This window comes from Arthrobacter sp. CC3, from assembly GCF_039907775.1.
Lineage (GTDB): Bacteria > Actinomycetota > Actinomycetes > Actinomycetales > Micrococcaceae > Arthrobacter.
The window spans coordinates 103,841-126,779 of the sequence record NZ_JARCCY010000007.1; the positions used below are offsets into that span (position 1 = coordinate 103,841).

Consider the following 22,939-nt stretch of genomic DNA (forward strand, 5'->3'; position numbering starts at 1 on the left):
ACACCAATAGGGTAGGTATATGAGACGCGCAAAAATCGTGGCAACGTTCGGACCGGCTATTTCCAGCTTCGAGAACACCCTCGCAGTTGTTGAAGCCGGCGTGGATGTTGCCCGCATGAACATGAGCCACGGCGACTACTCGGTGCATGACGTGACGTACGAGAACGTCCGCAGGGCATCGAAGCAGCTCGGCAAGCCCGTGGCCGTCATGGCTGACCTCCAGGGCCCCAAGATCCGTCTTGGCCGCTTTGTTGACGGTCCGCACGAACTGGCTGTTGGCGACATCTTCACCATCACCACCGAAGACGTTCCCGGCACCAAGGACATCTGCTCCACCACGCTCAAGAGCCTGACCGACGACGTCAACGTCGGCGACGCCCTGCTGATCGACGACGGCAAGGTGGCCCTGCGGGCCATCGAGGTCGACGACGTCAAGGTGGTCGCCCAGGTGACCGTCGGCGGCTTCGTTTCCAACAACAAGGGCATCAACCTGCCCGGTGTTGCCGTTAACGTTCCCGCGCTGAGCGAAAAGGACGAGGACGATCTGCGCTGGGCCATGCGCCGCGGTGTGGACATGGTTGCCCTGTCCTTCGTCCGCGACGCCTCGGACATCAAGCGCGTCCACGAAATCATGGACGAAGAGGGACGCCGCGTTCCGGTCATCGCCAAGATCGAGAAGCCGCAGGCTGTCGACCAGCTGCACGAGATCATCGACGCGTTCGACGCCATCATGGTGGCCCGTGGCGACCTCGGCGTGGAGCTCCCGCTCGAAGAGGTGCCGATCGTCCAGAAGCGCGCCATCGAACTGGCCCGCCGCTGGGCGAAGCCCGTCATCGTGGCCACCCAGGTGCTCGAGTCCATGATCGACAACCCGCGCCCCACCCGTGCAGAGGCTTCGGACTGCGCCAACGCAGTGCTCGACGGCGCCGATGCAGTGATGCTCTCCGGCGAGACGAGCGTGGGCAAGTACCCGATCGAAACCGTCAAGGTCATGGCACGGATCATCGAATCCACCGAGGTCCACGGACTCGAGCGCGTCCCCCCGCTGGGCACCAAGCCCAAGACCCGCGGCGGCGCGATCACCCGTGCCGCCGTCGAAATCGCCGACCAGCTGGACGCAAAGTACATCTGTGCTTTCACCCAGTCCGGCGACTCCGCACGCCGCCTGTCCCGCCTGCGTCCGGTCAAGCCGGTCTTCGCGTTCACTCCGGTGGAGCACGTGTGGAACCAGCTTGCGCTGACCTGGGGCATCCAGCCGGTCCTGGTTCCCATGGTGGACCACACCGACGAAATGACGGCCCAGGTGGACCGCAGCCTGCTGGAACTGAACCTGGTGGAGGACGGTGACCTGGTGGTTATCGCTGCCGGTTCCCCTCCCGGAAAAGCCGGTTCGACCAACTCGCTGAAGGTGCACAAGGTGGGCGACCTCGCCGACTCCACCTTCGCTGGCGAAGCTACCAGCAACAAGGAAAAGCTCGGACCCTGGCCGGAAAAGAAGAAGAAGGCCTAGTACGTCACCTGCGTGCGGCGAAAGCCGCACGCAGAACAAAAGGGAGGATCTCCGCCGGTTGGCGGGGATCCTCCCTTTTTTGTCTTGATTTGTCTTAGACCCGCGGCCTGCCGGTGGCAGGAGCCCGGCGGGCCGCCGTCGGGCGTTACCTACCGGGCTGCGGAGGTTAGTTGACCTGGTTGATGATGGTTTCGGCGACCTCGCGCATGCTGAGGCGGCGGTCCATGGAGGTCTTCTGGATCCAGCGGAAGGCCTCGGGTTCGGTGAGGCCCATCTTGGTGGTCAGGAGGCTCTTGGCGCGTTCTACGAGCTTACGGGTGGCGAACTGCTCCTGGAGGTCGGAGACCTCGTTTTCGAGGGCCTTGATCTCCTCGTGGCGGGACAGTGCGATCTCCAGTGCGGGGATCAGGTCCGCGGGAGTGAAGGGCTTGACCACGTAGGCCATGGCGCCGGCGTCGCGGGCACGCTCCACGAGTTCCTTCTGGCTGAAGGCCGTGAGGAGCACTACGGGGGCGATGCGGGCCTTCACGATTTTCTCGGCGGCCGAGATGCCGTCCATGACCGGCATCTTGACGTCCATCAGGACGAGGTCGGGCTTGAGTTCCTCGGCAAGCTGGACGGCCTTCTCGCCGTTGTCCGCTTCGCCGATGACGTCATAGCCCTCGCCACGGAGGATTTCGATGATGTCCAGGCGGATAAGGGTCTCGTCCTCGGCGACAATAACGCGTCGCGCCGGCTGGCTGTTGGGGTTTGACTCCGTCTGTTCTGACACGGGAACTCCTTGAAAGGTACGGCGGGAACTAGTCCATCTTAGTTGTGCCCGCTGTTGTACTTGGAACTGCTTGGGTTCGTTGCGGCTTCACTGGCGCGATTCTGGAATTCAGCCTATCTGCATGTAGAGTAATTTCGCGCACTGGAAGCGATCGCGTTGCTCACAACACAGCCGTGAGCCTAAGATTGTTACTCCCGTGTAATCCGCGCCCGAGTGGCGGAATTGGCAGACGCGCCGCACTCAAAATGCGGTATCGAAAGGTGTGTGGGTTCGAGTCCCACCTCGGGCACAGTGTTTCCGCAGGTCAGCGGGGTTTTGACCCCCGTGGTGTGCACAAAATCTCGTTTTTTGTGCACACGAAGCCTAGAATTTTAGGCATGGCCAGCATTTGGGAACGGAAAAAATCGGACGGATCCACGTCGTTCACGGTCCGCTGGCGTAACCCCGAAACGAAGAAGCAAGAGGGGATCACCCTCGCCACGTCAGCCGAAGCCCAGACGCTGAAACGCCTCCTTGACGCGAACAATCAGTCCTTCGAAATCGCACAGCATGCGATGGTCAAGAACCAGACCAAGAAGCCCACGGTTGCTGCGGTGATCCAGGAACACATCGACCTTCTGGTCCGCCCGTCCGTCGGGACTGTCCACACGTACCAGACGATGTTGAAGCTCCACATCGCTGACGTCATCGGACACATACCTGTCGACAAGCTCGACTACCGGCACCTGACCTACTGGATCAAGACGATGCAGAAGAAGGGTCGATCTCCGAAGACCATCAAGAACAACCATGGCCTGATCTTTGCGGCCATGGAGACAGCGGTTATGCTCCGCTACCGGAAGGACAATCCTTGCCGCGGCGTAAAGCTTCCGTCAGGTGAGAAGGCAGAGGATGAAGCCCGGTTCCTGACGCACGCCGAATTTGGAATGATCCTTGAGTCGATGGGGGACCGGTACAGGGCTTTCACCGAGTTCCTGGTCATGACCGGCACGCGCTTTGGCGAGGCGACTGCCGTGACCGTTGCAGATGTGGATCTGATGTCCAAGCCGGCAACTATTCGGATCAACAAGGCGTGGAAGCGCGGTACTGATTCCGAGTACTACATCGGTGCCACCAAGACGGGCGCCGGCAAGAGGACGGTTTCCCTGAACCCTCATTTGGTGGAGGTGCTCATTCCCTTGGTGGCCAGCAGGCCCGGTTCGGATCTCTTGTTCACCACCCCTAAGGGTGAGCGGATCATTCACAAGCTGTATTGGCATCACTATTGGGTTCCCGCAGTCAAGGCCGCCCAAGCCCGTGGGCTGACCAAGTCGCCCCGGATTCACGATTTGCGCCATACCCACGCATCCTGGCTGATCCAGGACGGAGTTTCCTTGTTCACGGTGTCCAGGCGACTGGGGCACGCCTCCACGCGTACGACGGAGGAGGTGTACGGCCACCTGATGCCTCAAGCACTTCAAGATGCCGCGGACGCCGTTGAGCGGTCCGCCGTCGTCTGGCGTGGTTAGCGGCGGCGCTCGCTCACACTATGAGTATTTCTGTCGCGCCTGGGCCCGGGTGCCGATCATTCGGACGGAGGCGGGGGACGTACTCGTTGACCGGACTTCGCGCAGCTGGGCGATCTCCTTCAAGTGGACAGACGTAAAGACGATCTTTCCTTTGCCCCAGACAGAATGCGGAAACTCTCCCTTGGCGGCCCCGTCACGGAGCCAGGCTTCGGAGCACTTGAGGACCGAGGCGGCCTCGGCCGGTTCGAAGAATTCGAGTTTCATGCCTTCTTCGGTCCTTTCGGGATTTTGCTGCGACAGGGGCTTGATGCTGAGTCCTGCCCTAGTTCATTGGAGCAAGGCCATCCTGCTGCATGACCGGGCAGTGGAAAGTCGCTGCAAAGTCATCGGTCTGGCGCTGCACTTGTTCCGGTGACGCCGTGAACTGGCTCGTGGCTCGTTGGACGAGACCGGCGTTTCCAAGGACGTTGAGCTGCCTGCGGATGGTCGACGGCGATGCCTGGAGCCCGGCTCCGATTTCGCTGCACGTTGACGGGCCGTTCTTGAGTAAGAAGCGGACAATTTGGCTTCGCGTTCGGTTCATCAGGATGTTCGACATGGAGACCGGAACCTAAGGAATGAAGTGAGTGCGTTGCTGTAGACGGGTCTACAGGAGCAGGTTACCCCTACTGAGGTCATGATGGAAGGTCTAGTTTCTGCCCATGAATCTTCCAAGGCACGGGCTGCTGATTGCCGACTCGTAAGACTCGCGGAATACTGGGCGGTAGGGTGGCCCACGCGGTCTGCGGGGCCGCCGGCGTTTACGTGGCTGATCAAGGGGCGGTTATGCGGATTGACGAGGCAGGGCATGGTGAGGGGCTGTCGCCTCAGGCCCAGCTTGCCCGTCGCCTGAATCTCCTCCTCGACGTTGTCGTAGCCGAGCGAGGGAAGCCGGTCACGTTCAGAGAAGTTCAAGCGGACCTTGCCGGCAGGGGAATCAAACTGTCGCGCGCACGCTGGTTCTACATGAAAGAGGGGACTGGGCGCCTGGTCAGCGATCCTGTGTTGCTCGCTGGCCTCTGCGACATCTTTAAGGTCGACCCGTCCTATCTGGCTGGCGATGATGCTGCCCTGCCTGAGCGCATCGATTCGCAGCTTGAGTTCGTCAAGTCCCTTCGCGCGGCCCGCGTGAAGACCTTCGCCGCACGAACCCTTGGGGATGTGTCACCAGAGACTCTGCAGGCCATCTCTGAGTATCTCAACAAGGATATCGGCCGGCATCCGGGAGGGGAGCGGGCGGCGGCTAGCCCTCCAGAAGATATTCAAGATGAGCCGCCAGTAGTTCCTTGATCCGTCCCGGGTTGGCTGAATAGCGCGGCGAGCGGCCGTGGCGACGGCCCGGTTCCACGTCGACTACGATGGCGCCCGTTTCCTCCAATGCCAGCAGGTGCTTGGCCACGCTTGGTTCGCCGGCGCTGACTGATGCCGCAATGTCCCCGCGGGAAGCTGGGCCGTGCGCCGAGAGGTAGCGGAGGATCTCGTTCCGTGAACGGTTGCCAAAGGTCGCGACGGCGGCTTCGACGTCGGCCGACCAGGCGTCGTCGTGAGGCTGCGTAATCCTTGGCATGGAACCATTCTCATCCACAGTTGGAAGAAAAGTAAGACTCGTCGTCTTGACGATACTTTAACTATCCTTGAGAATAGTTTGCATAGCCTTATTGCATTCGTGGTCGGCCCTGTTTAGCGGCCATTCTTGAGGTGTCGGGCATGCCGCCACCGGACTTATCGGAAGCGTTTAGTCGAAGCGGTGAAGACCAATGCGAGTCGAAGCCAGAGCAAATCAGGCCCAACATGACGAACCAAATACAGTTACCGTTGATGTTTCCCTGCGCAGACCACCAGCGCCGGCGGTGCTGGCAGTCCCGGTGGATCAGATCATGGTCGCCGTTGACGGTGTGCGCCGATATGTCGTTTCGCATCTTTCCCGGCTCGGCAGAGCCTGCGACGTGGACGACGTTATGCAGGACATCCGGGTTGCAGTGTGGGATGGAGTGAACCGAGGACAATATCGCCAGCTTCCGGGAGTCCCGTTCGGTGCCTGGGTCCAAGGAGTGTGCACCAACGTGTGCGCCGCGCACATCCGCCGGGAGCTGAGCCATCCGACGCTGCCGCTGTTGATCGAAGCCGGGGATCCGGACGGATCGGCGTCGCTCGATGCTCTGGCGATGCTGGTTATCGGCGGTGCGGATCGCAGCGCTGAGAAAATCATCGATCAGGAATGGGCGCGAAAAATTATCCAACTGACCGGGGCAAGTGTGCCGGACGGCGTTTGGGAACTTGCCGTTGACAGCCTGACCGGGCCACGCCAGTACGGTCCGCCTTCGCCGCAGGACCGGCGCCGCTGGCATGCGGCGACGGTGGTGCGCCAGACGGCAAGGACTGTTCAAAGCGCGCTGGAAGTTGAGCCGCGGGAGATCCGCAACATCGGGGACGTGTGCCAGCGTGCGGCAGAATGCCTGCCCACGCCGGTACTCCGTCGAACTGCGGAAACCATCGTTCGTACGGGTGTTAGCGGGCCGGACCGCGCCAGGGCATTGGCGTCGTTGGCCGCTGAACTCGGCGTTACGGAGCGCTATGTTGCCGTGCAGATTGGATTCGCCCGGCGTCTGTATCAAACGGCCTGGCGGATTCTCCAGAGTGCAAGGCGACCTGCACGCTAAGTCATGTCCTCAGCCGCTCATTTGCAATGAACTGGCGAGGAGGCTGGAATGTCGTTGACCCGGAGAAACGCATTGCTTGTCTTGAGCCGCCGACGGCGATGGTTGTTCGTAGCGTTCGTGGTTGTCAGTGTGGCGACCGTGTTGTTCGCTCTGACACGGCCGACGCCGGGGCCCGCGCCTGAGCCGGGTCCAGCGAGGTCGAGGGGGCCGGCTCCCCAAGTGTCGGCGGCTCCCTCCGGTGGGCCGCAGTCGAAGACTTCGACGACGCCTCCCGCCGTCGCAGGACCCGCCACCTATGGTGTGCCTCGCACGGCCGACTTCCGCAAGCTGGCTTCGGCGGCGGCCACAGCGATTTACACATGGGACACGCGGAAGGCGTCGTACTCCGAGGTGTACTCCGGGCTCCGCAACTGGTGGCATGTGCTCCCGGACGGGTCCAATCCTCTGGCTGTGTTCGTCCAGGAGTTCGAGGCGACTGGGATCAATGCCGGAACCTATCAGTATCTGGCCGGGCAGCAGGCGGTCCGTTCGGCAACGGTGGAATCCATAATGTGTGACAGCGAGCTTGCGAAGGTGCGAGAGCGACCGGCACCGTGGGCGGGACTCCACGTGTGCACCGTCTCTCTCCGCGTCTTGGACCAGTCAATTTCAGTCCGCAACACGTATGCGGCCCCAGTCAGCGTCATGGTCAACTGTCCGCCAGCTTCGACGGCACCGGCGGACCATTGCGTCATGGTCGGCTTTTATGCCGCGCCGAACAGGATCGTCTACTAATGGTGGCTCCGGCGGTGCTTGCCGCAGTGGCAAGGCGTCGCACGATCGTGCGGGCTTTGGTTGCCGCGGCTACGACGGCGATCCTAGCGGGCGCCTTTGCGCTCTGCGCGGCTGTTGCGGTGCTCGGTGCAAACGCGATGAGCACGGGCTCGATATGCTCCTCCGCCGGTTGGAGCCGTCAGCCAGGCGCCAACGAGGGTGGTGGCTTGGACATCGGCGCTCGCAGCCAGGTGCCGGTCAACCTGACAGCTCGGCAAATGGATCTTGCAAAGGGTTATGTTTCAGTCGGCAAGCAGCTGGGCGTGCCACGAGATGGCCAGATCATCGCAATTATGATGGCTCTGCAGGAATCCAGTCTCAGAATGCTCGCCAACGTGAACGTGCCCGAATCACTAAACTTCCCGCACGACGGCGTTGGAAGCGACCACGATTCACTTGGCAGCGCTCAGCAACGTCCGGCTGCCGGCTGGGGGAGCGTCGAAGAGCTGATGGATCCGATCTTTAACGTACGGGCCTTCTATGGCGGACCGGCCGGTCCTAATCAGGGCAGCCCGCGCGGGCTGCTGGATATTCCCGGATGGCAATCCATGACCAAAGGCCAGGCTGCCCAGGCTGTCCAGGTCTCGGCGTTTCCTGAGCTGTACGCGCGATGGGAGCCGGACGCATCGGCCATCGTTGATGCGCTCGACGGCGGGACGGCACCTGCTCCTTGCGTGGATACGCCGCCCGTCTCAGCGCCGACAGCGCCGTCGGCTGACCTAAGCCAAATCCGAAAGGATATCCTGCGGTTTACCCAAGCCGGCCTCGGCGGGTCCTATGTGTGGGGCGGGACGGCCTTCAAGGCGTGGGACTGCTCTGGCTTTGTCCAGTGGATCTACCGGCAAGCCGGAATCAACCTCCCGAGGGTGGAGCAATGGAGGGTCGGTAAGCGGACGGACGATCCGCAGCCAGGAGACTTGGTGGTGCAGAACGCGAAGGGGCCGGACGCCTGGGGCCATGTTGGGATCTACGCCGGCGATGGGATGATGTACAGCGCGCTCAACCCTTCTGTGGGGACGCTGCTGCATCCGATCGCCTGGAATTCGGATACGGCCTATTTTGATCTTGTAACGTACCGGTAGAACTTGCTGCCGCCGACGACGAAACTACCGCACGCTGTCCGGTTCTTCGGGCACATGGCGCATCGGGCGAGCTCAACCTCCCGAACTGCCTGCTGGAACCAATCGAGGGCGTTCGACCACTCCGCCGAGACACGCCTGTGCGCAATGAAGGGTATCGTCCTAGGGCAGGTCTTGCCAGGATGACCTTGGCCGAGTAGAACTTCACTGCTCGGCGGCATCTTGATGCCAGCCCAAGGGGCCAGACAAAACTGAATTTTTCATCAAGTCGAGTGCGTCACACCAGTTTCAGGTAGCTGTCGAGATACCAGTCGCTCTCGAACATGGCTGTGTGCGTTGCTCCTTCCCAGGAGTTCACGCGGCCGCCGGACTGTTGTATCGCGGTTAGCCGAAGGTGTTCGCGGGCTCGCTCCCGCGTCATGGATTGCCCATAGTCGCTCCTCAGCAGCGTTTCGAAATTATCCAGCGATTGAGCGGCCCATATCCCGAACCTTTTCCAGAGCTTGAAAACAGTCATGTGCTGGTTCAGCCGGGCCTCAAGCTCTGGGTGTGGCTGGGAGAGTCCCACCTTGAAGTCAACGACTGGTGTCCCGAGCAGACCGCCGACGACAGAGGCGGTCAACCATGGAACGTCGAAGGCAGTATCGAAGTAGGGGTGGAGTACCGCAGGCTTATCACGGCCGGGCTTGTACGCAAGCTTTTCGAAGTTGCAGTCGCCACAGGCCGGCACCAAGTTCGCTGGATGCACAGTCGTCCCAGCAAACTTGTTCTTCGGTAGGTAATGATCTAGTTCTGATGCGTAACCCTCGCCGCAATAGGGGCAAAGCGCATTCTTTGCTGCGTTTTTGATGCCATTGCGGATCGCTTTCGTGCCTTCATTGCGACTGAATTGGTTGTCGTAAAGCTCGACCATTGCCTTGCCAAGGAGCCCCGCGATGTCGAATTCGCTGCTCTCTGCGAGGTCAAACTGACCGTCCCTAGCGAGGAGTTCGAAGGCATCGCACTTCTTCTGGACAGTCGGTGCTGCCGCAAAATAGGGTGTGCGATCCACCTTTTTCTGAATTGTTCCCACCGCGGCTGAGTAAGCATCCGCCGCGGTGAATGACGGAGGATTCAAGCTATACATGGTCTTCGCCCTGGTGGTATTCAAGAGCGCTCAAAACGAAGCGTCCCTCACTACCCAGATGCCCTCCAAGGGCGTCCATGACCCGGTTCGCCGAGCTATTGTTCTGATTGAGTAGCGAGCGGAGCACCTGGTTGTATCCGGTCCGATTGGCGTCAAGATGAAAGACTTCAGAAGTAAGTCGGGAGACCGACTCACCGAACGTCTCCGTGCTAAGCCGCGAGGCACGAAGATCATCCCCGCTGCGTTGGAGCATCCAGATGCATGAGCGCGGTACCTCCTGCAGCACGACAGGTGAATGCGTCGCAATAATTGCGACACCGTTGCGGTCAATCACGAGGTCGGAGACAGCTCGGGTCAATGCCGACAGCAGTGGCGGATGTAGGTGTGTCTCGGGCTCGTCAACCAGTATAAGGGAACGCTCTTCAACAAGCTCTACAAGGCGCGTCACCGTCAAGAGGACGATCTTGTGCCCTGAACTCATGGCGGCGAAGGCCGCTTCAGCATCATCAGAGGTGATGAGATAGTCCAGGTCTGCATCGGCAAGGATCCCATCCGCTGCTGCGAGCGTCCCAACGGCCGCAAGCCATCGGTCGCGTCGCGGGCCTTTTGAGCAGACGCGGAGGCTCTCGGCGAACTGGGTGTGGAGCGGGACATCAGCCCCGCTCGACAAGCCAACAGCATGAACATCAACGTCGTTACCGAGTGGCTCCCCATTGTCGCGGTCAAACGCAGAGAAGGCTACGTGCACGACGTTTGCAAACGGAACATCTTGCGTGCCGGCCAAAAAGTCGGCCGGCATCTGGTCCCGGAATGTACCGGACGCCCCTATTGAACGGCTGGCCGCCTGGACGAAATCGCGAAGCAAGCTTGACTTGCCCACACCGTTAGCGCCGATGAGAACATGCACATTCGTCGGTGGCATGACGTCGAGTTGAACTCCGAACTCGAGCCTGAGAGGCGGAGCGGTCGAGCCGGACGAGCGCGAGTAGCTGAACCGGTACGGTGTCAGGGGTGCACGCCCGTCAATGATTCGATTGAATTGGACGGCCACAGTTTGTTTCGGGACTGAACGGAGAAGCGAGGTTGCGAGAGCGGGCTCGTCCTGCACATCTTCGAAGATGGAAGGGTTTTCAGCCACGTCTCGGAGCGCGCGAAGGGCTGGGCGGCCGATGTCGTTCGGAAGGTTAGCGAGCGCTACGTAGTATTCGCGGTCCTGTCCGAGAGAGTAGAACTCGCGGGTGAGCTGCCTGAAGGTGCTCGGCAACTTTGTGTGAGGGTCTCCCTCCCTCATTCCTCGAGCCGCGATCTTGACGGAGCCGATCTCAGTTGTCGTATCTCCGGTGCCGTAATGGAGCATGTAGCTGGTCTTGTAGTGGAAGTCATCCCACGATTCGACGATCAAAGTGAACGTACCGGCTGTCTTGATTGGCCACGTGTCTTTGCTCACAACGACAAAGCGAGTGGTGATCATGCGTCAATAATTCCAGAGCAACCGGCCTCCGGTTGTTGTTGGGTTGCTCCTCGTGAGGAGCCTCGGTTTGAAGTGTCAGTGCTTGGGGGTGTCGTGCTCATCTCCGCCTTACTTTGAATTATTTGCCCAATTGTTGCATGAGGTAACGAAACGAAGTCGCGAGACAGTTGGAATCCAGGGGTCTGTGCCTGCGAGAGGCGTCAAATGTACGGTCAAGGTCGCAATTACATTTCTGCCGGTGTAGTTGAGTCTGCGCGCGATGAACGTCAGACGGGCTCACTTGATCTCCAAGGTGGACCTGCGTGTCTAGGGCGAAGAAAAGGGATGGGTCGATGTCCTCGATCTGGAATCAGACCGAGGGTTCGAGGCGGCAATCGAGAGCGCCACAGTCGTGAACTACGTGTACGATCCTGAAGACTTGCCGCACGTTCTCGTGGCACATTCGAGAGTCCAGGCGGACGACCTCGAGCGTCTATTAGGACAAACTGAACCGTCCCGGGTTTGATGCCGCTATCTTCTTTGAGAAAGATAGTGATTATGCCCAAGCAGTTCCCGCCCGAAGTCCGTGACCGTGCAGTGCGCATGACCTTGGATCGGTTGTCCGAATACCCGTCGGTCTATGCTGCCTGCAAGGCACTGGCGCCAAAGTTCGGCGTCGGCCCTGAATCACTGCGGCGCTGGGTTGTCCAGGCCCAGGTCGATGCCGGTGAGAAGACCGGTCCGAGCAGTGACGAGCTGGAGGAGATCAAGCGGCTCCGGGCTGAGGTGCGGGACTTGAAAGAGTCCAACGAGATCCTGAAGCAGGCTTCGATTTTCTTCGCGAGGGAGCTCGACCCTCGCCGCCGCTGATCTGCCGGTTCATCGATGAAATGCGCGCTGTGGGTTATGCGGTCGAGTCGATCTGTGCCGTCCTGCGGGAGCAGGGCGTGCAGGTCGCCGCACGAACCTACCGGGCGTGGAAGAAGCGCCTGCCGGCCCTGCGCACCATCGAAGACGCGCGCATCACCGACGCACTCCGCAGTCTGAAGGTCCCGGATGCGAAGGGACGGCCCCGGCCGGAGATCATGTACGGGCGGCGGAAAATGACGCAGTGGCTGCGGCGTAACGGCTTCCCGGAAGCTTCCAAACACACCGTGGACCGGCTCATGCGCCAAGAGCGCATGAACGGGCTCATCCGGGGCCGCCGGACCCGCACCACCATCCCGGCCAAGGACGGCCGCCGTGCCGGTGACCTGCTGAACCGGGACTTCACGGCCGAGGCTCCGAACCGGATCTGGGTCACTGACTTCACCTACGTCCCGGTCTACTCCGGATTCGTCTACGTCGCCCTGGTTATCGACCTGTACTCCCGGGCGATCGTCGGCTGGGAGACCTCCACGATCAAGGACACCGCGTTCGTCGAACATTGCCTGCGGATGGCCTTGTGGCGGCGCGAACACACCGGCCGCCCGGCGCCGGCGGGACTGATTCATCACAGTGACGCCGGAAGCCAGTACACCTCGATCCGGTACACCGACACACTGGCCTTGGAGGGCCTGCAGCCCTCCATCGGCAGCGTCGGCGACGCCTATGACAATGCAGCCGCCGAGACCGTGATGGGGCTGTTCAAGAACGAGGCCGTCGCGAAGGATTCACCGTTCCGCGCAGGGCGTTGAAAACCGAAACCGACGTGATGGAAATCGTCTTCGAGTGGGTCCACTGGTACAACAACGAACGCCTGCATTCCGCCCTGGACCACCAGACACCAGAGGAATATGAGCAGACATACTACGATCTACTAACCGGCTCGTTGCCCGACGCCGCCGCCAACAAACAGGCGGCATGATTCCCGGGACGGTTCAAACACGTTCTTCCGGTGACAAAGACCGTCGGCAGGTCTGGCAAGATTGTTTGTAAGTCAATGTCCGTCGTTACAAAAGGCGGCTGCAAAGGATGACGACGCCATCGGCTCAGAGTTGATCGTGGCACCAACGGACGGGGCAGTAATGGGGAACAGCCGAGAGTTTTTTAGGGAGAAAAAACCCGCTGCGATTTTCAAGCACAAATTGCTTGAGGATTACCTCACTCCTTGGGCTGCGAAACTCGGTTCATTCAACCCACAGGGCGTCGCCTTTGTCGATGGATATGCCGGTAGTGGCCGCTACGACGGGAGCGAAGAAGGTTCGCCCGTTATTGCCATGCATGCGGCCCTGAAAGTACCAACGTCCAACCTCCGTTGCGTTTTCGTTGAAAAACTGGCTGCGAATGCAAGCCGTCTCTCTGAAGTAATTTCCACGGAAGGTGGCGGTGTAGACATTGTAGGACCCCTACACGGCACACTCGAAGAACGGATGGATACGGTGCTGAACGCCATTGACGGGCGACCGGCATTGATTTTTTTGGACCCTTTTGGGACCGCGCTGTCTGCGGACCTCTTGGTTGATAAGATCCTGTGTCGCCCCGGGAGAGCTTCCACGGAAGTCCTGCTCAATTTCAATATTGAGGCCGTGTGGCGCTTCGGAGGCTTTCTCAACTCTTCCAGGGCGATGAATGGCGTCAACGGTAAGCCCACCCTAGAAACAGCCGACCGCTTCCTTGGCGGCGACTGGTGGCACGAAAGCTTTCGGACGGCACGAAAAGCAATGGACGACCAAGGCGAATACCGATCGGCTGCAGAAGCAGCAATGGAAGTTGCAGCGCGATATGCACAAATGATTTCGTCAAGAGCAGGAGTGAATGCTTTATCGGTGCCTGTGCGTCGCGAACGTACCACTCAGCCGTTCTTTTCCCTGATGCTATTTCACACGCATGATGCCGCGAAGCTCCCATTCATTGACGCAGCTGCAAGGGCCCATAGGAACTGGAGGCACGCGCATTGGGAGCGATATGCCGACAAGCACAGCGACCCCATGGCTTTGTTTGACCTCGACGTGCTGCCAGACCGTGAGTCAGAGGACAATCGGTTGTCCTCTGAAGCCGTGCCAACGATCGAAACGAACCTGCGATCGCTGTTGTCAGATCGCTCTAGTATCTCGTTGGGGGAGCATATGGAAGCGGCGTTCGGCCGCACGCTTGGCACCGCGGGCGCACGGGAATTACGGAAGGCTGTGGCAAATCTCCACAGCGGAGGCTTGATCCGAAAGCCTCCAACGCGCTTGGATAGAGCTTGGCTTCACAAGGCCTGAGAGATGGTAGAGGGCATGGCGTCCCATGTGCGTCCCGCTAGAGTCCTCCCATTCTTCTTAGGTGTTCTTCCCCCCCATTGCTTGAAGAAGAACGGCACCTCTGCGTCGAGGCACTGGTCCCGGATACTCTCCACCCAGCGGGGGTCCATTGGGCGGTGATTTGGCCCCGATTCGCCGCCCGCGATGACCCAGTGAATTTCATCGAGGTTCAGTCCTTCAATCGGTCCGATGAGAGGTTCGCAGGAAAGAAAGCGAACAGAGGCCGGTACTTGCCTCAGATGGTCAATCCGATCTACCACGTCTTGATTTTCAACCGAAACACCCATCCAGAGGTTTTGCGGCCAATCTAATCGGCTAGCTACCCGAGCCATCCTGTGTGACCGCTTTGTCAGCACTTGGTATGTGTGCTGGGGAGTGGCAGCAATGACATCAAAAATGTCCTGCACAAAGGAGACTGGAACCTTGGCGTGGAACAAGTCGCTCATCGAGTTCACAAACACGACCTTCGGCGCCTTCCAGGAGTAGGGCTGTCGGAGAGCTTGCGGATGAATAGTGACACCAAAGCCGGGACCGCTGGTAATGGGGGACCCGTCGTTCTGGTACTTCTCAGCGCCCATTGCCTTTAGCCGCTTCGACAGTGCGAGCGCATAGCAGTTATCGCAGCCTGCCGCTACGCGGTCGCAGCCCGTGACCGGATTCCATGTTGCCTCCGTCCACTCAATTTGGGACTTTGCGCTCATTACCGTTCCTTCGGTTCTGCGGCCGATTTTTGCCAACATCCAACAATACAGTTCGAATGTATCTTCGATTGAGCAGTTGTGATCGGATACCCAGGGGTGTGTTTGAATCCACGGGATGAAAAATTGCGTGACAGCAGTCTTCCGAATTCACTTTCAACCTGCAGGCACACAAGAGAGAATGCCACCTTGAGCCACTTGCGGTTGCTTTGAGGAAGTGGGCGCGAGCCAATAGGAAGGGCGATCCAGCGTCAGAAAGCGGATCGATTCCACTGCGTCTGGACAAGTTCGATCAGGTCTGTGCAGACTGGCGACGCCCCTTCCCCCTTGGGCGGAGCCGAAGGGTTGAGTCCTTCTTGTACCGACTCTCGGACGATTTCGACAATTGTCGGGCGAAGCCCGTCAGTGACCTGGTTCTCCCCAGGGGCTCAGGTGGTACTACTACAGTCCGCTTGCGCCCTTCCACTCTTCCCGTGTCACCCGCGTGATGCTCGACGAGTGCGCCCAGCCCAGATGGTACTTTCCTGAAGAGTCCAACCATTCAATCAGGCCGTAGGTGTGCGTCCACGCCACGGCCTTCCCGTAGATTCCGCTCACGTAGACCAGGGGCCGGCCATACTTCGGGAAGTCTCGGATGGGAGCTGGGTCATCAATTGGTCGGTTCTCTTCGGCGTGAATCCGGGCAAACATGCGCTCGGAGTCGTCGGGAGTACCACGTTTGATCACGACAAAACTATAGAACATATATTCGAATGCTTCCCCTCCCATGGCCTGTCACCGCCTTACAGGGATCTCGAAGGGTCAGAGCCGCTCGGCCGCAAATCGCATCCTTTTCGGAGGGGTTGTAGCTACGTCACGCAGCGAATCCGTGCGCATGTTGCGCGGGTACCTCAGGAAAGCATGCACAAGGTCATGTAGCCCCGCCCCACCACCTCCATGAAGTCGTGAGCCCAAACCCCTCATTCCCTCGATTTCAACAGATGGAGCGCGCGATGTTTTTGGCAGCTGTGGATCCTGGTATCACCCCAAACACGAACTTCCCCTTTCTCGAATCGCTCAAGCAGATCGGCGGAGGCATCCTGGTCGGGGCCTTTATCGTGATCGCGATTGTGGCGATCGTAGGGGCTGCCATGCTCCTCGCCGGCAAGCTGAGTCAGTCATCGAGGCTCGCTTCGGGCGGCGGCATGATCCTGCTTTGGACTGGGCCCGTGGCCGCGATATTAGGCGGGATCAATGGCTACATCCTCTGGTCTCAGTCGGCTTTCAATCTCGGGTTCTAGGTCCAGCCCGTCATGCCGGTTCAGTGCGACCTGGGCGGATGGTGGCCGCCCGGTTGCGGTCTTGTCTCGCAAGCGAACGACGGCGTTCAAGGTTCCATCACGTCATTCTTCGCCAACATTCTCCAGAGCACCGCGTCGTGGATCTGGTCCTTCATCACAGGCGCATTTAGTGTCTCGGACGTCGATGACTCTCAATGGATGGCCGTCGAAGGACTGACGAACTGGTGGGTTGTCATCATGATGACGCCGCTCGTCGTGGCCATGATCCTCCAACTACTGTCCGGTCTGATCAGCCAACAGCCCCGGAGTTTAGTGCGCGCTCTGGTGGGCGGTGCGGCCGCCATTCCTCTGGTGGCCGGTGCCGTGTACCTTGTCCGCCAGCTCACCAAGGTGGGCGATTCCGCAGCTACGGCACTGCTCGACTCCATGGGGACGGATCCCTATCTGGTGTTCATGCGGCTCTTCGGCTTCGAGCGCGCCCCGGAAGATTCCGGCAGGGAGTGGAACGTCGTGTCGCTGGCCCCCGGAACCGCCGGCGGCGCAGGCGGGGCGGTCGTCGTCACCGTGATGGCAGTTATCGTCGTCTGGATCCTGGCCTTCATCCTGATGTGTTCCATGATCTTTCGTTCCTTTGCGCTCATCGTCCTCGCCGCCGTTGCTCCGGTGGCTCTCATGCTGATGCCGTGGGAGAAAACGAAAACCTGGGCCAGACGGTGGTGCGAGATCGTGGTTGCCTTGCTGCTCGCCAAACCGCTTGCCGCGACTGTGCTGGCCGTGGCCATCAAGCTCTTTGCCGACTCGAAGTCATTCGCCGGGCTGGCCGCTGGTGGTGTGGGCATGGCGCTGGCCTGCGGTGCGCCTCTTATGGCATTGCGGCTCGTGAGTTTCGCCGGAGGCGAGCTGGCGGCGGCCGCGCAAACTGCCGGTGGTGGACACGTCCTCACTCGAACCTCCAGCTTCACCGCCCGGCAGATCAGCCGCCAGATCGGTGGCCGTTTCACTCTGGCAGCGATGGCTGGCCGTTCGTCGATGACCCGCCCAATCCAGTCGGGTCGTCATCAATTTCCCACCCGCACGCTGCCGGCCGGCGCCCCTTTTCCGGGAAGGCCCACGGGTATGACGCCGTCGTCGGCACCAGGTGGGAATGCCAGTGCGTTGATGCTCGACGCCGGCGCCTCGGCCGGCAGCCCAGCCTCGCCTCAGGGAAGCGGCGCACAGCCGCGCCCGGCCCCGGGCTTGTCGGCACCGGGAGGAAGAATTGGGGGAACGGCCCCCAGTCAGCCACCAAAGCCGTCGTCGTCGTCGAAGCTACCGAACGGCGAGCCGCCGATCGCCCCGACGGCCCAGCCACCCATCCATCGGCCAGGAGTAATCCAGCCCCCAACCGACGGTGATTTCCATGTCTGAAACTTCACGCACCCTCGAGGCAGTCAAATTTCCCCGCTACGAGCGCCGCGGCCTGTTCATGGGACTGAAGTGGTATCAATTGCTGCTTCTCGCGGCCGGCGTTGTCGTGGCAAGCCTGGCATCGGCGTCTCAAGGACCGATCGGCTTGTTCGCGTCGGGACCGTTGTGGCTGGGGCTGATTCTCCTCGGCCTGCTGCAGTATTCACAGATTCCCTACCCGGTGTGGGCTAGCCATGCCGTCCTGTTCTTCTACCGATCCATGGCCAGACAAACACGGTTCCTCGCCAGGCCCGAACGAGCAGTCCTGGCCGGACGGCTGGCACTTCCGGGAGGACTGGGGAACCCGGAATTGCGTCGGACTTCGCGAGGGGAGTGTTTCATTGTGGACGCCCGTGGCCGAGAGGCGATAGCCGTCCTTCGCTGCAGCACCCGGTCATTCGCACTGTTGGACAGCGACGACAAAGCGTGGGCCGTTCAGGCATGGTCCCGCGTACAGGCGGGCATGGCCCAGCGGACAAGTCTCGCGAGAATCGCCGTGCAGGACTTTACGGTTCCGTATCCGTCCACCGCCCTGCGGGACTTCTACGAAATGGCGTCCCCGCAGCCGGCGGGCGACACCAGCGAGCGCACTTGGGGTCAGCGCGCGTACGAGGATCTGATTTCGGCGGCGGGATCCACGATGAGCCACGATCTCCTGATCGCACTTGTGGTTGATACGGCCAAGGCCCGACGCCGGATCAGAGAATCAGGCGGGGGACTGGTCGGCGTCGAACGGGTGCTTCGTCTGGAGGTCGAGGCCATGACCACCGCGCTGGGGACGCACAGCGTCAAGGTGGAGGAATGGCTGCCGGAGGGCGGGATCCTCGAGGTCGTTCGGGGCGCCTTCGATCCTGCCGCCGTCGCGAGCGGGGCAGGGAAACAGAAGGAGTCACAACCTCGAGATTCCATGCCGCCCCACGTGCATGCGGGGCCCATGGCCGTGGAAGAGCACTGGACATACCTACGAACCGATTCAGGCTTTCATCAAACGTTCTGGATCGCTGAGTGGCCTCGGCAGAAGGTATTTCCGGGTTTCCTCCATCCGCTGATTTATGTGGGCGACTTCCGGCACACGGTGACGGAGGTGATTCGGGCCGTGCCCACAACCGAGGCGCTGCGGGACATCCGCTCCGCCCAGGAGGCCCATGAAACCAGGCGCCGTATCAATACCCGCTTCGACAGGCCGCTGACCCGCGAGCAACGGGCTGAGGAAGAAGAGGTCGCCCAGCGCGAGGAGGAGATCGTTGCAGGACACGGAGACGTCAGGCCCGCTGCCTACGTGACCATTACGGCAGGGACCCTAGAGGACCTGGCCCGTCACCGGCAGGAACTGGAGTCGGCGGCCGCGGGAGCCTTCGTCGAATTGCGCCTACTGGCCGGGCAGCAATGGGCTGCATTCGTCGCCGGTGCGCTCCCGTTCGGGCGGGGGCTGCGATGACACGGACAAACCAGGCGGTTGAATACGTTCCGTCAGGCGCGAACAGCAAAGAGCGGAGGGAACGACGGCGGCGGGCGGCCGCCGCTGACAGCCGTCCGTGGGCGGCCGCTCTGGACTGGACTGGCGAGATGGTCGACACTCGGTTGGACAGTGCCGAGCACGGCGGCGACTGGGGGAGCCGTGAGCCCGCCTCGCTGCGTGGTCCGCACCGCCTGCGCCCGGCACCACACCGCGCGTCGACCCTGACCTTCGCCGCGGCGTATCCGTTCATCACAGAATCCGGGCTCGGCCACGAAGGCACATATATCGGCACAGACGTCTTCGGCTCCGGAGCATTCTCATACGATCCATGGATTCTCTATGACAAGGGCGTCATCAGCGGCCCCTCGATCGTTGTCATCGGCACCGTGGGGACCGGGAAATCCATGTGCGGGAAGTCCCTGGTGGCCAGGTCAATAACGCTGGGGCGGAAGGCCGCGGTCGCCTCCGACCCCAAAGGCGAATGGGTTGCCGTCGCCAATGCGGTTGGCGGCAAGGTCATTTCCGTGGGCCCCGGCCGCTCTGCCCGCGTCAATCCGCTCGACGCGGGGCCGCGTTCCAGCGCCCTGAGTGAGGCGCAGTGGCAGGCCGTGGTGCGCCAGCGCCGTCGCTACCTGTTGGTCGCATTGGTTTCCCTCATGCGGCAGGGCATGCCCCTCCGTCCGGTGGAACACACAGCCCTGGACATGGCTCTCATGGAGACGGTGGCCGAGAACTCGAATCCGACACTGCCGATGGTTCTGGACCATCTCTTGAACCCGTCAAAGGAAACGATCGGGCTGGTGGGCAAGGACGGGGGACTGGCGGTCAGCCACTCCCTGAGGCGGACGGTCTCCGGTGACCTGGAAGGCATGTTTGACGCCCCGTCTACGGTCGCTTTCGACGCCGATGCGCCCATGATGGTGATGGACACGTCTGCGCTCATCGGCGCCTCGGAGCAAGCACTGTCCTTGGCCGCCGCGTGTGGTGCCACGTGGCTGGAGGCCGCCGTCACCAATCCCGACGGCGGCAAACGGCTTGTGGTGTACGACGAAGGCTGGCGCATGCTCGCCGACCCGTACATGCTCGCGAAAATGAGCGAGCAGTGGCGGCTTGCCCGTACCTATGGCATTGCGAATCTGCTCATCATGCATAAAGTCGCGGACCTCAACGAGGTCGGCGACAGCTCCAGCGGGCATCGGCAGAAAGCGCTCGGCCTGCTGACCGAGGCAGACACCAGGATCATCTACCGGCAAAAGCACGACGCCATGCGACTGACGAAAGAAGCCCTGGGCCTGTCGGAGGCCGAATGCGAGCACGTAGAGAACCTCCCCAAGGGCGTCGGCCTTTGGAAGGTCGGAAACCGTTCCTTCATCGTGGCGAACCGGGTCACAACCGATGAGCTTAAAGTTTTCGGCACCGACGACCGGATGATCTGAATGCCACAGATGAGTTCGCGGCGAGGAACCGACAGCCCGTTGGTCACGGCCGGGCTCATGGCCGTGGCCGGTTATGTCTGTCTGTGTTTCCTGGTCCAGGGGGCGGCTAACCTCGTGGTCACCTGGCGCTGTGGCGGCAGTCGGCCGTCGCCGTTCAACCCGGCCGCCGCCGTCGGACTTTTCATCGGCCGGATCGACTGGATTGTCCGTGTCCCACAGGGATGCGACGTCGGAACCGGCAGTATCTGGTGGATCGTTGGCCCCGTCCTCATTCTGGCCGCTGCGCTCGCCGTGGGCTCTGTGTTGGCTTGGCGGAGGTGGAAGCAATCGGGCTCATGGCTGCGCCAGGACATCCTGAGCCGTGAGGGCATCGCGCGTCGTACCGAGATTCTCCAGGATTTCGGGGCGAGGGCCGTTCTGAAGCGCGGCAAGTTCACGCGGCCGGGCCTCGCCAAACCGCGGATCCAGGATGTGGCGTGGACACTGGGGCGTTCCCGCGGTGTCACGATTCATGTCTCCACGGAGGAATCGATGGTCATCCAGGGTGCTCCGCGATCCGGTAAGGGACTCTATGTGGTCATCAATGCCATCCTCGATGCTCCGGGCGCTGTGGTCACGACGTCCACCCGCGCCGACAACCTGGTGGTCACGATGAAGGCCCGGGCTTCACGAGGCAGGCCGGTCACGGTGTTCGACCCGCAAGGCATGTCGGGACTGCCCTCGACACTTCGCTGGTCTCCCGTTCGTGGCTGCGCGGACCCGGATATCGCCACGCGCCGCGCTCTGGTTATCACTGCGGACACGGAGATGAAGGGAGAGAACGCTGCATGGCAAAAGCGCTCGCTGATCATCCTGCAATGCCTCCTTCACGCTGCGGCCCTGTCCGGCGAGGGCGTCCGCGCGTTTCGGCGCTGGTCTTCGAGCCCGGTCTTGGCACGTGAGGCGTTGGAGGTCCTGAGTCAACCGGCGGCGGCGCTGGGATGGCAGGCCGATCTGATGGGCATCCTCGAGGATGACCCGCGGAACACGTCCAACTCCTGGATTGGTGTGTCGGCTGCTGTCGCACCGCTGTCGTCACCGAAAGTGCTCGCCGCGCTGGATCCCCGGGACGAGTCTGAGGAATTTGACCCAAAGACGTTCATCCGGGACTGCGGGACCCTGTATCTGATCGGCACCCGTGCGGGAGCAGCTGCGGCAGGACCGTATCTGTCGGCTCTGATCGACGACATCGACAACGCCGCACGCGAACTGGCCTTTGTCGCCAAGGGGGGAAGACTGGATCCGCCGCTGTCCCTCGTCCTGGACGAGATTGCCAACCTGGCCCCATGGCCGGGCCTGCCCATCGCGCTCTCCGACGGCGGCGGCATCGGAATATCAACACTCGTGGTCCTCCAATCCCTGTCCCAGGCCCGTACCGGCTGGTCCATCGACGAGGCAGCCACCATCTGGGACTCTGCCATCATCAAAGTGATCTTCGGCGGCGGCTCCGACGAACGTGACCTGCGCTCGCTGGCGGGGCTGCTGGGGGAGCGGAGCCTGACCCTGAACACTCGTTCCTGGTCTGCACAGGGCCGGCAGGACGGCGAACAGATCAGGGAGAGTCCGGTCCTGCCGCTTCACGAGATCAGGCGCTTGCCCGTCGGCACGGCTCTGATGCTGGGACGTCGAACCCGGCCCATTCTCCTAGACCTGCGCGAATGGCATAAACGAAAAGACGCTGCCGAGCTCGGTCGGTCAAAGCTGGAGCTTGAACGGACCTTGGCCGATGGGCACCGGCTGAGACAGGCAGCAACTGAGGACCCGGCTGATGGCCAGCCATGACGACGTCGAACGCTTTGAGATCCCGGCAGCCGGAGCGGACGACGATGAGCTGACGGCGGAGCTCTTCCGCTCTGCATTCCGGCCACCGGGGCGGGCATCCGGCGTGACCTACCGTTGGCGCGAACTGACGGCTGAGCAGGCCGGTAGTGTGTGGCGTTCTTTGGCGACTTGGGTCCGCTGGCTTGTTGCCACCTACCAGCTGACGACGTCGGTGGTTCCGGATTGCTGGTGGCGGCACACCGAAATCGTGGCCGAACTCTATGCCCTGCAGCGGGCGGAAGTGGCCTCGTACGCCAGCGACGACCCCGGGTTCGGGCCGCTGGCCTTTCACGAACGGCTGCCGCACGCCGTCGAGCGGTTGAGGATCCACACCCGTACTGCCGGGTGTGTCGGGCTGCAGGCGCACAAGGAGTCCGCGGTGAGAACCCTCCGGCTCGACGCTTCCGAGTTCGTTGAGTGGCAGGCGGCTTCCCACCAGATCGGAGACGAATTCTGAAGTCATGTTGTTGTCCCGCCTCGGGACATGAACAACTATCCGCGGGGTGGTCCCGGCTGGATTCCAGGAAGCATGAAGGGCGGCTGTCGTGGCCCCTGAATCTGAAGACGTATCGAGTGCGG

20 protein-coding genes, 1 tRNA gene and 1 pseudogene are annotated in these 22,939 nt (G+C 61.4%); 14 read left to right on the plus strand and 8 right to left on the minus strand.

Annotated elements, in window-relative coordinates:
• The first annotated feature begins 19 nt into the window (after positions 1-19).
• Positions 20-1,510, plus strand: a complete 1,491-nt coding sequence (pyk, locus tag PV761_RS05935; protein WP_028270773.1) for a pyruvate kinase — start codon at positions 20-22, stop codon at positions 1,508-1,510.
• Positions 1,511-1,676: 166 nt separating this feature from the next.
• Here the strand turns inward: pyk and PV761_RS05940 are convergent, their stop codons facing one another.
• Positions 1,677-2,282 carry a response regulator gene (locus PV761_RS05940; protein ID WP_028270772.1) on the minus strand — a complete coding sequence of 202 codons (606 nt, stop codon included), beginning with the start codon at positions 2,280-2,282 and terminating at the stop codon, positions 1,677-1,679.
• A gap of 207 nt (positions 2,283-2,489) precedes the next feature.
• On the opposite strand from PV761_RS05940, the gene PV761_RS05945 reads away from it, so the two are divergent.
• Both PV761_RS05945 and PV761_RS05950 read left to right on the plus strand, forming a co-directional pair.
• Positions 2,490-2,571, plus strand: a tRNA-Leu gene (locus tag PV761_RS05945).
• Positions 2,572-2,659: 88 nt separating this feature from the next.
• Entirely contained in the window at positions 2,660-3,790 is a 1,131-nt protein-coding gene (locus PV761_RS05950) for a site-specific integrase (protein ID WP_347895117.1), read from the plus strand.
• 18 nt (positions 3,791-3,808) lie between these two features.
• Here PV761_RS05950 and PV761_RS05955 read toward each other — a convergent pair whose 3' ends face one another.
• Both PV761_RS05955 and PV761_RS05960 read right to left on the minus strand, forming a co-directional pair.
• Positions 3,809-4,054 carry a hypothetical protein gene (locus PV761_RS05955; protein WP_305940619.1) on the minus strand — a complete coding sequence of 82 codons (246 nt, stop codon included), beginning with the start codon at positions 4,052-4,054 and terminating at the stop codon, positions 3,809-3,811.
• A 58-nt stretch (positions 4,055-4,112) separates the two neighbouring features.
• The gene (locus PV761_RS05960) at positions 4,113-4,388 is read right to left on the minus strand and encodes a winged helix-turn-helix domain-containing protein (RefSeq protein ID WP_347895120.1); all 276 of its coding nucleotides are present in this window, start codon (positions 4,386-4,388) and stop codon (positions 4,113-4,115) included.
• Positions 4,389-4,615: 227 nt separating this feature from the next.
• Here PV761_RS05960 and PV761_RS05965 point away from each other — a divergent pair, with 227 nt between their 5' ends.
• The gene (locus PV761_RS05965; RefSeq protein ID WP_347895122.1) at positions 4,616-5,119 is read left to right on the plus strand and encodes a hypothetical protein; all 504 of its coding nucleotides are present in this window, start codon (positions 4,616-4,618) and stop codon (positions 5,117-5,119) included.
• Here PV761_RS05965 and PV761_RS05970 read toward each other — a convergent pair.
• Positions 5,073-5,396 carry a helix-turn-helix transcriptional regulator gene (locus PV761_RS05970; RefSeq protein ID WP_347895124.1) on the minus strand — a complete coding sequence of 108 codons (324 nt, stop codon included), beginning with the start codon at positions 5,394-5,396 and terminating at the stop codon, positions 5,073-5,075. The genes PV761_RS05965 and PV761_RS05970 overlap by 47 nt on opposite strands.
• Positions 5,397-5,586: 190 nt before the next feature.
• On the opposite strand from PV761_RS05970, the gene PV761_RS05975 reads away from it, so the two are divergent.
• A complete protein-coding gene (locus PV761_RS05975) occupies positions 5,587-6,489 on the plus strand; it encodes a sigma factor (protein WP_347895126.1) in 903 nt (300 codons plus the stop codon).
• Between the two features lie 980 nt (positions 6,490-7,469).
• On the plus strand, positions 7,470-8,384 hold the full coding sequence (locus PV761_RS05980; RefSeq protein ID WP_347895128.1) for a C40 family peptidase: 915 nt from the start codon (positions 7,470-7,472) through the stop codon (positions 8,382-8,384).
• Between the two features lie 274 nt (positions 8,385-8,658).
• Here PV761_RS05980 and PV761_RS05985 read toward each other — a convergent pair whose 3' ends face one another.
• Complete coding sequence (locus PV761_RS05985; protein ID WP_347895130.1) at positions 8,659-9,507, minus strand: HNH endonuclease signature motif containing protein; 849 nt, start codon at positions 9,505-9,507, stop codon at positions 8,659-8,661.
• Positions 9,500-10,978 (minus strand): AAA family ATPase, encoded by a 1,479-nt coding sequence (locus PV761_RS05990; RefSeq protein WP_347895132.1) that lies wholly within the window; start codon positions 10,976-10,978, stop codon positions 9,500-9,502. Before PV761_RS05990 ends, PV761_RS05985 begins: the two co-directional genes overlap by 8 nt.
• 537 nt (positions 10,979-11,515) lie before the next feature.
• On the opposite strand from PV761_RS05990, the pseudogene PV761_RS05995 reads away from it, so the two are divergent.
• Both PV761_RS05995 and tcmP read left to right on the plus strand, forming a co-directional pair.
• Positions 11,516-12,803, plus strand: a pseudogene (locus PV761_RS05995) (IS3 family transposase).
• Positions 12,804-12,864: 61 nt separating this feature from the next.
• Positions 12,865-14,142, plus strand: coding sequence for a three-Cys-motif partner protein TcmP (tcmP, locus tag PV761_RS06000; protein WP_347895134.1), 1,278 nt, complete (start codon positions 12,865-12,867; stop codon positions 14,140-14,142).
• Here tcmP and PV761_RS06005 read toward each other — a convergent pair.
• Positions 14,130-14,882 (minus strand): phage Gp37/Gp68 family protein, encoded by a 753-nt coding sequence (locus tag PV761_RS06005; RefSeq protein ID WP_347895136.1) that lies wholly within the window; start codon positions 14,880-14,882, stop codon positions 14,130-14,132. The two genes, tcmP and PV761_RS06005, sit on opposite strands and share 13 nt — an antisense overlap.
• Before the next feature lie 438 nt (positions 14,883-15,320).
• Positions 15,321-15,605: a hypothetical protein gene (locus PV761_RS06010; protein WP_347895138.1), complete on the minus strand. Its 285-nt coding sequence runs from the start codon at positions 15,603-15,605 to the stop codon at positions 15,321-15,323.
• A 266-nt stretch (positions 15,606-15,871) separates the two neighbouring features.
• Here PV761_RS06010 and PV761_RS06015 point away from each other — a divergent pair, with 266 nt between their 5' ends.
• The 6 genes from PV761_RS06015 (at position 15,872) to PV761_RS06040 (ending at position 22,817) form a co-directional block, all read left to right on the plus strand.
• Positions 15,872-16,159, plus strand: coding sequence for a hypothetical protein (locus PV761_RS06015; RefSeq protein ID WP_043480665.1), 288 nt, complete (start codon positions 15,872-15,874; stop codon positions 16,157-16,159).
• A 12-nt stretch (positions 16,160-16,171) separates the two neighbouring features.
• Complete coding sequence (locus tag PV761_RS06020; protein WP_347895141.1) at positions 16,172-17,566, plus strand: type IV secretion system protein; 1,395 nt, start codon at positions 16,172-16,174, stop codon at positions 17,564-17,566.
• Positions 17,559-19,043, plus strand: coding sequence for an SCO6880 family protein (locus PV761_RS06025; protein ID WP_347895143.1), 1,485 nt, complete (start codon positions 17,559-17,561; stop codon positions 19,041-19,043). The genes PV761_RS06020 and PV761_RS06025 overlap by 8 nt, the downstream gene beginning before the upstream one ends.
• Positions 19,044-19,171: 128 nt before the next feature.
• Complete coding sequence (locus tag PV761_RS06030; protein ID WP_347895145.1) at positions 19,172-20,500, plus strand: ATP-binding protein; 1,329 nt, start codon at positions 19,172-19,174, stop codon at positions 20,498-20,500.
• Positions 20,501-20,509: 9 nt separating this feature from the next.
• Entirely contained in the window at positions 20,510-22,321 is a 1,812-nt protein-coding gene (locus tag PV761_RS06035) for a TraM recognition domain-containing protein (RefSeq protein ID WP_347895147.1), read from the plus strand.
• Entirely contained in the window at positions 22,308-22,817 is a 510-nt protein-coding gene (locus PV761_RS06040; protein ID WP_347895149.1) for a hypothetical protein, read from the plus strand. The genes PV761_RS06035 and PV761_RS06040 overlap by 14 nt, the downstream gene beginning before the upstream one ends.
• Positions 22,818-22,939 lie beyond the last annotated feature (122 nt).